Source organism: Nitrospirae bacterium CG2_30_53_67 (genome assembly GCA_001873285.1).
GTDB lineage: Bacteria > CG2-30-53-67 > CG2-30-53-67 > CG2-30-53-67 > CG2-30-53-67 > CG2-30-53-67.
Genome location: MNYV01000159.1, coordinates 1 through 8,757, shown reverse-complemented (window position 1 = coordinate 8,757; position 8,757 = coordinate 1). Strand labels below are relative to the sequence as shown.

The following is an 8,757-nucleotide window of genomic DNA, read 5'->3' as shown; positions in this document are numbered from 1 at the left end:
CTTTCCGCATATCTTGAATCTTGCGACAGGGTGTCCACCCGTTCGCTCAATGATCGATACGCCATAACGGTCACGCCGAACGGCCACGTCAATATTCTTCTTTTCAAAAAAGTCCAAAATACGGGCAGCCAGCTCTTCAGTATCGTTTATAGTGCGTTTTGCCGACATCACTTCACCTCATAGACCTTCAGCACTTCATCCCCATAGTGATTAATGACCTTCACGGCGATCTTGCCGGTCGCGGGTGGGTCGAAGGGCTGACTCATGGTGGAGTAAAGCATGGACCAGGCGGCCTCGTCCACTTCGGAGCGAAGCGCCCGTTTAAGCTTCTCGTAGGGCTCATCAGCGCCGGTGAAGTAGGCATGACGGACAAAGAAGCTCTCGCCGTTGTAGTCCGTGTCTATGAACCAGCAGGCGATGTCATCCGTTGAAGAACTCCGTATCTGGCCCGTGGTCGGGTCGTACACGTCAACGCCGAAGATAGTGGCCTGTGCGCAGTGGGCAGTGTGCAGCGGAAAATCAGATGGCGTCAGTGCTTGGATCGCAGTGAGCGCTGCAACCCTACGAGCATTTTCCCGATCTCCGACGCCTGTGCGAGCAGAGTGTCCCGTTGTTCCGTCCGCAGAAGCCCGAGACGCTCCGCCAAAATCAGCAGCGTTTCCACTTCCGCCGGAGATCCCCTCGCTATCCCCAGAAACTGAAGGAATTCCCCTGTTGATGTCCTTTCCGCGCCCTCGGCTATGTTCGCTGCGACCGATACTGCCGCTCGCCTGACTTGACTGGTCAGACCGAACCGCTCGTCCTGCGGAAAGTTCTTTGAAGCGTTGTAAATCGCTTCCACCCATTCGATTGATTTCTGCCAAACCTGCAAGTCCCGATAATTCTTGAGCGAAGTCAAGCTGCACCACCTTTCTTCCATTGCTGCTCACTAACCACAGCCCACTGCTCACTGCAATATCCGGTTCGCCGAAGACCATGAAGAGGTTTCCTGCGCCGGTCTTCTTCAGAAGATCCTCTCCCATGGTCAGGTCAGGATTCATGCGCGCAAGCAGGATCGGCAATTTCCCATAGTGCTTCTCTTCTTCGGCTATGATCTGTCCACCCCCCTTATCTTCCCCCCTTCGTAAGGGGGGATTGAGGGGGGTCGGTGTAAACTGCCTGGCTGTCTCTCCGGCATGAGCATCAAAGGCAAAGCCGCAGACAACGAGAAGATCGAACCCTACGCCCCGAAGCGCCTCCTTGGCCGCTTCCTTGATCAGCTCCGGCCCGACAGTCCCGTGCTCCGGCCCCAGGCAGACCGCAACCCGCTTCGTAATTCCCTCTCCCCTCCGTGGGAGAGGGCCGGGGTGAGGGGGATACTCCGTATATTCCCCGGCAAAGTGCAGCCACTCACCCGCATAGGGTTCCAGCCTGTCGAAATTCAATCGCTCATTCTTGACCGTGTTCTGAACGCCCGCTTTTTTAAGATTGTCGAGGATCATGTGAATAAAATCTCCATGTACACCTATGCTCGAATCCCTCCTCTGCCCCCCTTTGCCAAAGAGGGGTTGGGGGGATTTGCCTTCCGGCGCCAGCGTTCTGTGAGGCGAAAGACTCACAACAGTGAAAGGCCCTGTCACGCGGATGCGCTTGTTGTCTTCGTACGGTTGATCATAAAGCGTCTCAGTATCCGCATGCCGAGCAATAGCAGCGTCGATTTCCTCGCGGCTCATCCCCTCTTTGATGTCCGGGTTGTTCGCAATGGACTTGAGCGTTACGTGCGGCACGCGCTTGTACACGAAGCCCTTCTTGATGTCCCCTTATGTCTTATACAAAATCCCCCCCTCGGTTCCCCTCCTTTGTAAGGAGGGGGAAGAAGAGGTAGATCTGCATTTTTCCTACCCCACCTGACCTCCCCTTACAAAGGGGAGGAGAATGGTTAGGAGAAAGATCAAAAAGATTGTCTACCTTGCGTTTCCCCGCTTGAAAAAAGGGGGCAGGCGAAATTCTTATTTGATGTTTTCATAATTATGAGAACCTTAATAGGCCTTTGACTTCCTTTCATACTTTGATTATCACAATGAAGGCAAGTAAGTCCTCGTTACGTTGTTACCTAATTCACCAGATGACAGGGTTTTTGATAATGACCTGTTTCACCGGATATTTTCCTTGCAAGAATCAAAAGGCATGGGCTGGTCTCCCGTTCATGGCGGCTGCGATACGATACGTTTAAGCTTCTACCAGAGAGGCTTTACAAGTGGAAAGATATTATAAATTCAGGGGAGATGCAAGGGGAAGTTTGGGACATGGGGAAGTTTGGGACAGAAGGCAAAATTCAGAGGGAAAAGGAGAAATGCGAACGCAATGGGATGGGGCTTCATTTTGCTGTTGTTCCTGCTATAGGCATTATGCTATATTATTTTTTTAAAATTGGGTGCTTTTATGAAGATTACAAGACAAGAAGTCGAGCATGTGGCCCTGCTGGCCCGGCTGAATCTTTCCGAAACAGAGATCGAGCAGTTCACCGGCCAGCTTGATGCGATCCTGATGTATATGGACAAGCTCAATGAACTGGATACGAAAGACGTGGAGCCGACGTCTCATGTGATTGAGACGGGGAACGTGGTTCGGGAGGATCAGGTCGGGGATTCGATCCCTGTGGAGGATGCCCTGGCCAATGCCCCGGACAAAGAGGATGATTTCTTCAAGGTCCCCCGGATTATCTGAACAAGGAGTGAGTCCGTACCATGCTGCGTAAGATCCTCAAGTCCAAGATCCATCGTGCAACGGTGACTGCGACCAACATGGACTATGAGGGGAGCATCACCATTGATGAGGCCCTGATGCAGGAGGCCGGGATTCTCCCCTTTGAGCAGTTGAAAATCGCGAATCTCAGGAACGGGGAGCGGTTTGAGACCTATGTGATCCCCGGGCCCGTGGACAGCGGCGCCATCTGCATCAACGGGGCCGCGGCGCACAAGGCGGCCAAGGGAGATCTCATCATCATCTTCCAGTATGTCTATCTGGCGCCGGAAGAAATTTCAGCCCATTCACCCAGGATCGTCTACGTGGACCGGAAAAACCGGATCATCCGTAAGTGATGCCATGCCATGAACCTCTATGAACTGACCATTCATGAAGCCTCCGATGAAATGAGAAGAGGCCGAATCACCTCCGGTGATCTCATGGACTCCTTAAAACAGAGGATCCGTGAAGTCGAGGAGCGGGTCCATGCCTATGTGACGATACCGGAGAGACCTCCCGAAACCAAAAGTCCTTCTTCGGATCGCCGGCAAGAGGCGGGTCCCCTTTCCGGCATCCCCGTTGCAGTCAAGGACAACATGACCACACGGGGGATCAGGTCCGCCTGCTCATCGAGGATACTTTTGAATTTCATCCCTCCCTACGATGCCACGGTGGTGGAACGGCTGTATCGGGCAGGAGCAGTCCTGATCGGAAAGACCAACATGGACGAGTTCGCCATGGGTTCCTCCACGGAGACATCGTACATGGGCGTGACGAGAAATCCATGGGACCTAAAGCGGATCCCCGGAGGTTCAAGCGGGGGCTCGGCCGCGGCCGTGGCCGCAGACGAGTGCATCGCAGCCCTGGGCTCCGATACGGGGGGATCCATCCGACAGCCCGCGGCCCACTGCGGCGTGGTGGGGATGAAACCTACCTACGGCCGCGTCTCCCGGTACGGCCTGGTGGCCTTTGCCTCCTCCCTGGACCAGATCGGCCCCATCACCAAGGACGTGACGGACTGCGCCCTGCTCCTGAACGCGATCTCAGGGCATGACCCCCGGGATTCCACATCGGTCAAGGTCCCGGCGCCCGACTTCACATCAGCCCTCACCGGGGAGATTCGAGGCCTGACCATCGGCGTGCCCGCAGAGTATTTTGTAGAGGGCATTCAGCCGGAGGTGGAGGATGCCGTCCGAGCCGCCCTTGCGCTGCTTGAAGGGAGGGGGGCGGTCATCAAGGAGGTCTCGCTCCCCCATGCCGGCTATGCCATTGCGACCTATTATATCCTGGCCACGGCCGAGGCCTCTTCAAACCTGGCGCGCTACGACGGGGTCAAGTACGGCTACCGGACCGACGATTCAGCGGATCTCATGGAGATGTACATGAAGACACGGGCCCAGGGTTTCGGCCCGGAGGTCAAGAGACGGATCATGCTCGGGACCTACGTCCTCTCCTCGGGGTACTACGACGCCTATTACCGCAAGGCCCAGCAGGTGAGGACCCTGATCAAGAATGATTTCGATCAGGCGTTTCAAACCTGCGACGTCCTGATCACACCGACCTCCCCGACCACGGCCTTCAGGATCGGAGAGAAGATCAACGACCCGCTCCAGATGTACCTCTCGGACATCTTTACCATCTCTGTGAACCTGGCCGGCATTCCGGGGATCTCCATCCCCTGCGGATTGGATTCCTCGGGACTTCCCATCGGGCTTCAGGTCCTGGGGCGTCACTTTGATGAGGAAGCGGTTCTCAGGACCGCCTACGCCTACGAGCAGCAGACCGACTGGCACAAGAGGCAACCCGAATTATAATCGTCTGGTACGATTGGATGTGAGAAGACAATGATAAATGATAAGAGAAAGGATTCACAAATTCTAAATCCGAAATTCGAAATACTAAACAATATCAAAGGACCGAAATCTAAAACTCAAGACAGAACATGACCGAACGTTTGGGTCATTGGAATTTAGAATTTTGAACTTGTTTAGGATTTAGATATCGTGTGATTGTCGATCGCGCGGGCGGTTTTGTTTTACAGGTTCCATGTAAGTCGCAGAAAGCCGATTTATATGATTTGACTGTCGAAAATCATGATGCTACAACCAGTGTGCAGTATCACTGTGTAGATATCTTATCTAAAAAAAGGGCCGACAATGACATCTCGAACGCATGGTGGAAAAGCCAAGAGTTTTGAATGGTCTTACCAACGCGGACTACTGCGTATTGCAAACGAAGACGGAATTGAGCACGAGTATTCCTCTGAAGAAATCGCGACAGTGTTGACTAATCTATTCAAGGAATTTGGAAAAGGCTGGATTCCGCTTGCTAACAATGTTGAGAAAATGTACAAAGGCATAGAAATCCGCGGATTTGGAACTGCAATTTATGATCTTAAACCAGGTGATAGCACTCACGCTCAGGGATCGAGTTACTTGGGCGTTGTACTTGAGGAGATTAATCTTTTGGAATGGAATAGGGAAAAAAGGGGAATTAAATGGCGCATCATTGTTAATGCTACAGATGTGGAAACGGTGCGAGATGCCCTCGAACATGGACGAGCAAGCGGTGACATGCCATTTCAAGAATTACTTGATTCAGTGGGTGGGGCAGATCAAATACCATACACACTAGAGACTCACAAACATAACTTTGCGATTTGGGCAGCTGCTCGTGCTATCCAAAGAGGCTTTCGTGGCGCAAAGAACAGTATATTAGGAATAGCTTTGGAAGATAGCAATATCAGAGACGCAATCTATAGCTTGATGAGTGCAAATGTAGTGCCCGAGGAATTTGATGTTTGGCACAAAAGTTTGTGCCGCAAGATAATCAAAAATCTTTTGGATGCGGGCGTTTCAGATATTACTTATGGCCGCGCAGCGAAATTGGTGGCTATCTACTTGAAGGTGACGGTGATAATTGGTGAAGATCCAACTTCTCCTCTGGCGCGAGTAGCCCATCCGCCTATTGATCACATTCTATTGCAAGAAATCGCTAAGGAAAACCCAATACTAGGAAACCTCGCCCAAGTGAAGTGGACGAACCTCACGGAGGAGGAGTATTTCGATGTGGTGAACAAGTTGCGAAGTATCCTTGACGACGAAGCAGGTTTCTGGCAAATTGAAAAATACTGGAATGCAATGAATGACTATTAATACATCGGTAGGATTTAGAATTTCAACACCTCAACACAAGTGTTATAAGAGAAGAAAGCATGGAATTTGAAACCGTCATCGGCCTGGAGGTTCACGCACAGCTCAAGACCCGGACCAAGATCTTCTGCCATTGCAGCACGGAATTCGGAGGGCCTCCGAACCACCATACCTGCCCGGTCTGCCTCGGCATGCCCGGTGTGCTTCCGGTCCTGAACCGGGAGGTCGTGAACTTCGCCCTGCGGACCGGCCTGGCGTTGAACTGCAAGATCAACCCGATCTCCCGTTTTGCGAGAAAAAATTATTTCTATCCGGACCTCCCCAAGGGATACCAGATCTCACAATACGAACTTCCGCTCTGCGAGCACGGCTTTCTCACCATCGATCTCCACGGGACAGAAAGACGGATCGGGATTACGAGGATCCACATGGAAGAGGACGCCGGAAAAAATATCCATGGCGAGCACGGCAACCCATGCAGTTACGTGGACCTGAACCGGACCGGTGTGCCGCTCATGGAGATCGTGAGCGAGCCTGATATCCGAAGCCCCGAGGAAGCGGCGGCCTACATGCGGAAGCTCCGAAGCATCCTCCGCTATATTGATGTCTGCGACGGGAACATGGAGGAGGGCTCTCTCCGGTGCGACGCCAACATCTCGCTCCGACCTGCGGGTCAAAAGGCATACGGCATCCGGACCGAGACCAAAAACATGAACTCCTTCAAGCATGTGCAGAAGGCCCTCGAATACGAGATCAAGAGGCAGGCCCGGATCCTGGACCAGGGGGGCGCCATTGTGCAGGAGACCCGCCTCTGGGATGCGGACCGAGGCATCTCCATTTCCATGCGGGGCAAGGAAGAGGCCCACGACTACCGCTATTTCCCCGAACCTGACCTGGTCCCTCTGCATGTGGATAAGGCCTGGATCGAGGAGATACGATGCGCCCTTCCGGAACTTCCGGATGCAAAGATGAACCGCTTTATCAAGGAATATGACCTCCCCGTGTACGATGCGGAGATCCTGACCGGATCCAGGGAACTTGCAGACTATTTCGAAGCCTGCAACCAATTGGCACAATCCCCGAAGACGGTTTCAAACTGGATCATGGGAGAGCTCCTCCGTGAAATGAAGGGGGATGAGCGAGGAATCAGGGCATGCCCGGTGACACCCGAGATGCTGGCGGGGATGATCCGGATGATCGAACAAAAGACCATCAGCGGCAAGATCGCAAAAACGGTCTTCGAGGAGATGTACCGGACCGGAAAGAGACCTGAACAGATTGTCAAAAAGAAGAACCTGATCCAGGTCACCGACGAGACAGAGATCATCAGAATCATCGACCAGGTCCTCACGGATTACGCCCCTCAGGTCGAATCGTATCGAAGCGGCCAGGAGAAGGTCTTCGGATTCCTGGTGGGACAGGTCATGAAGGCTTCCAGGGGAAAGGCCAGTCCCGCCCTGGTGAACCAGCTCCTCAAAGAAAGGCTGTAGGTCATGGATATTGTCCGGCAGAACAGCAATTCCCCCTCGCCCCCCTTTGTAAAAAGTGGCGGGTAAAGAAAAGAGCTCTCGTGATCAATCGCGTCGTCCTCCTCCTTGCCTGGTTCTTTGTCTTCGCGTTCTTTGCTCCGGTCCATGCTGAGGAATCTCAATCCCTCTCCACGGAACACTTTGTTTTTTATTTTTCTCCACCGGATCAAAAACTGGCCGGGTATCTTGCAGGCCTTTCAGAAAAGATCTATGCCGACATCGTATCTGATGCCGGTGTTGAACCCCGTCCCGGAGTAGAGATCTATATAGAACATACGCATGAGGCCTTCCTCAGCCGGCAGCCTCATCCGGTCAAGGCCCCGGAATGGGCCGCGGGCCTGGCCTACCCGGAGTTGAACCTCATGATTCTCAAGGCGCCCCATGCGGCCCTGTACGGGACCATCGACCCGGTCAAGACCCTCCGTCATGAACTCTCGCACCTGGTCCTGCATCAGGCCCTGGCCGGCGCCCGCATCCCGAGGTGGCTGGACGAGGGTTTTGCCATGTATGAGGCCAGGGAGTGGACGCTCAGGACCACGGCCGTGATCACAGCCGTGACACTGAAAAAAAATTTCATCCCTCTCGCCTCTCTGAACCAGGAATTCCCCATCGCATTCAACGAGGCCGAGGCCGCCTACGCCGAAAGTTTTTCCATGGTTTCCTATCTTCTGTCCAGCCGAGGCCGGGAGGCCTTTCATCAATTGATCCTGAACCTGAAAAAGGGGGAGACCTTGAGTCAGTGCATGCAGGATGCCTTCGGTCTCAGTTTCTACATGATGGAGCAGAGATGGCACAGGTACCTCAGGCTTCGGTATACGTGGATCCCGGTCATCACGTCATCCGCTGCGCTCTGGTTCCTGGTCTCAGTTTCGTTCCTTGTTGTCTATATGCGCAAGAGGCGCCAGGCCAGACAAACGGTCATGAAGTGGGAGCTTGAAGACATGTGGGAGGACGAATCCGGTCACCCCCCGGATTCGTGAATGCGCTGCTTACTTCTCTTCACTCTGTCGTCGGGAATGGGGTAATTAGCACTTAGGTAAACCCCCGGCTCTGCCGGGGGACTCTTAGAGTTTGGCCATTCCGGGAGTATGCAGTTAATCGAAATGCTTTACCCCTCACCCTTGCCCTCTCCCACAAGGGGCGAGGGAACTGCCGGCGGGCTTCCCCTCCCTTGATGGGAGGGGATTGAGGGGAGGGTGTTTTTTAACCGATTGCGATCAGGCCCCTTTGAGGGGCCGGCAATCGTAATACCTCCGGCTTTGCCGGAGGATATTTATTTCTGCTCCCGGATCTCCTGCTGGACTTGTTTAAGCCTACGGATCTCATCCTTGAGCTGGAAGATCTGATCCATG

At 53.5% G+C, this 8,757-nt stretch carries 7 protein-coding genes; 6 read left to right on the top strand and 1 reads right to left on the bottom strand.

Translation table 11 applies throughout. From position 1 onward, the window contains the following. Window positions 1-167 precede the first annotated feature (167 nt). On the bottom strand, window positions 168-1,778 hold the full coding sequence (locus AUK29_09960) for a hypothetical protein (GenBank protein ID OIP61626.1): 1,611 nt from the start codon (window positions 1,776-1,778) through the stop codon (window positions 168-170). 643 nt (window positions 1,779-2,421) lie between these two features. On the opposite strand from AUK29_09960, the gene AUK29_09955 reads away from it, so the two are divergent. The 6 genes from AUK29_09955 (at window position 2,422) to AUK29_09930 (ending at window position 8,385) form a co-directional block, all read left to right on the top strand. Next, window positions 2,422-2,706: an asparaginyl/glutamyl-tRNA amidotransferase subunit C gene (locus tag AUK29_09955; GenBank protein OIP61625.1), complete on the top strand. Its 285-nt coding sequence runs from the start codon at window positions 2,422-2,424 to the stop codon at window positions 2,704-2,706. Window positions 2,707-2,726: 20 nt separating this feature from the next. Further along, entirely contained in the window at window positions 2,727-3,080 is a 354-nt protein-coding gene (locus AUK29_09950) for an aspartate 1-decarboxylase (protein ID OIP61624.1), read from the top strand. Between the two features lie 9 nt (window positions 3,081-3,089). Beyond that, window positions 3,090-4,538, top strand: coding sequence for an aspartyl/glutamyl-tRNA amidotransferase subunit A (gatA, locus tag AUK29_09945; protein OIP61623.1), 1,449 nt, complete (start codon window positions 3,090-3,092; stop codon window positions 4,536-4,538). A gap of 342 nt (window positions 4,539-4,880) precedes the next feature. Beyond that, on the top strand, window positions 4,881-5,879 hold the full coding sequence (locus tag AUK29_09940) for a hypothetical protein (GenBank protein ID OIP61622.1): 999 nt from the start codon (window positions 4,881-4,883) through the stop codon (window positions 5,877-5,879). A 59-nt stretch (window positions 5,880-5,938) separates the two neighbouring features. Further along, entirely contained in the window at window positions 5,939-7,366 is a 1,428-nt protein-coding gene (locus tag AUK29_09935) for an aspartyl/glutamyl-tRNA amidotransferase subunit B (GenBank protein OIP61621.1), read from the top strand. A gap of 80 nt (window positions 7,367-7,446) precedes the next feature. Next, a complete protein-coding gene (locus AUK29_09930) occupies window positions 7,447-8,385 on the top strand; it encodes a hypothetical protein (protein OIP61620.1) in 939 nt (312 codons plus the stop codon). The last annotated feature ends 372 nt before the right edge of the window (window positions 8,386-8,757 follow it).